A 1,998-nucleotide genomic window follows, 5' to 3' on the forward strand; every position below is an offset into this window, starting at 1 on the left:
TGTTTGTACAGCCTTGTCGTGTCTCTGTGTTCTCGTTTGTTTCTTCTGTTGTTTTTTCAAGCCTCAGACGGCATACGTGTTTTCTGCCGTGTTCGTGGGTTCGGAGATGTGTATAATAGCCAGCGTTGCAGATGATCACGGAAGAACGACTCGACCAGATGCGGGAGCGGATTGTTGGCAGGCCGCGTCACGTTCGACGAGCAGCATCGTGGAAGCGTGCTGCAAAGCGAGCACTGGCGAGGTCCATCAGCTCCGCCGTGGCGGTGAGGTAGACCTCGGTGCCGAGGACATCGTCATGACCCATATAGGCCGAGAGCCAGGGCAGGCGCGCGTGAATGTCCACACCCTGGCGGTACCAATCGGTCAGGCGATGCACGGCGAAGGCATGCCTCAAGTCATATGGGCGGGGGCCGACCCGACCGTGCGCTGGTTTCAGTCCCAACCTGCGCAGAAGCTGGCGGATCGCCCCGGAGGCAACACCCACCGGCAGGCCATCGCCGCGCTTGCGCACCAGCAGCGGTCCATCCTCGTCGCTGGACGCGATCGCTGCTCGTTCGGCCAGATACGCCTGTAGAACCTGCGCAAGATCGGGTCGGAACGGCACCAGCCGGGTCTTGCCTTTGCTCTCGCGCACGACGAACAGGTTCTGCTGCAGATCCACGTCCTTGAGCGTAAGCCGCACCGCCTCGCCCAGCCGCAGGCCGGTGCAGTACAGGATCAGGAGCAACGTGCGCAACGTCGCCGGAGTGAGATTGCGGTGGCCATGCTCGCCGGCGGCGTCTACGAGCGACCGGACCTCGGCACGGGAGAAGATGTAGGGTAGGAAGTGCGACTCGGCCGATTGGGGTGCCCATTCGCGACCAGGCACGAAGCCCTGTGGATCGGATCGGCGCCGATGCAGACACAACTGTCGGATCACCCCCAGCTCCAGCGCGACGGTCACCGATTTGCGTCCGGCGATACGCGAGAGCCAGCCGCCGATCATGGCCTCCAGCTCCATCTGCGCGTCGTCGCCGGTCTGCGCTGCCGCGAAGCGCTGGAAGCTTCGCAGCGTGGCCGCCCCGCGGCCATAGGGATAGCCGAGGGCCCGTTTGAAAGCCAGGAACCGGGTGATGTCCCGGGCCAGCTGCGTTTGCGTGAGCCAGGTCATGCCGGCAGGGCGAGGGCCACATCACGGAGTCGCTCGGTGGCAACGCGCAGGTACGCCGAGGTTGATTCCGGGCGACGGTGACCGAGGATGTCGCCGATCACCTTGGGCGCCACCCCCAGCTCGAGCTCCCGGCAGGCATGGGTGTGACGCAAGACATGACTGCCGAGGTAAGGGGCCGAGACGCCGGCAGCCCGGGCATGCTTGTGCAGGATGTGCCGCACGGCCGAAGAGGCGGCGAGTGGTCGATGCGGCGCCCGCAGGCTGACGAACAGACGGCGCGTGCTGGCATGTTGCGGGCGCCCGTGGCGCAGGTAGGCCACCAGCACCCGAGCCACGGGCGGCAACCGCGGCAGCGCCCCCGCCACGCCGGTCTTCGGTCGGGTGACATGCCCGATTCCCCCGCGCCAATCGATATCATCCCAGCGCAGGCGCAACACCTCACCGGCCCCCAGACCGTAGACGCTCATCAGCAGTAACAGGGCATAATCGCGCCGCCCCGCGGCCGTGGAGCGGTCGACGGCGTCGAGTATCCGCTGGACCTTCTCCCACGGCAGTGCCCGCAGCGGCCGCTCGCCGCGGCGCACGATGGGGGCCTTCACCGACGGCGCCAGAGCCACTGCCAGGCGCCCGGTGACGTGGAGAAAACGCAGGAAACCGCGCAGGCTCGAGGCCATGTCCGCCACGGTCGTGCGTGCATGGTCCTGTCGGCACGCGACGATGAATGCATCGATGTCAGCCAGGTCCAGCTCGCTCATGCGGCGGTGCCGGCCGCGCAGGAAGGCGAGGAAGGCCTTGATGTGCGCCAGCTTCTTGTTTCGCGTCACCGGCGGATTGCCTCGATGCCGGGC

At 66.4% G+C, this 1,998-nt stretch carries 2 protein-coding genes; both read right to left on the reverse strand.

Translation table 11 applies throughout. The features are described 5' to 3' along the window. Positions 1–187 precede the first annotated feature (187 nt). Positions 188–1,150, reverse strand: coding sequence for a tyrosine-type recombinase/integrase (locus I6U14_RS08125; protein ID WP_296898345.1), 963 nt, complete (start codon positions 1,148–1,150; stop codon positions 188–190). Beyond that, positions 1,147–1,998: tyrosine-type recombinase/integrase (locus I6U14_RS08130; protein ID WP_296898347.1), on the reverse strand; the 852-nt coding region annotated here is incomplete at its 5' end. The genes I6U14_RS08130 and I6U14_RS08125, both read right to left, overlap by 4 nt.

The sequence above is a fragment of the Thiohalocapsa sp. genome (assembly GCF_019695415.1).
In the GTDB taxonomy this organism is placed as follows: Bacteria; Pseudomonadota; Gammaproteobacteria; order Chromatiales; family Chromatiaceae; genus Thiohalocapsa.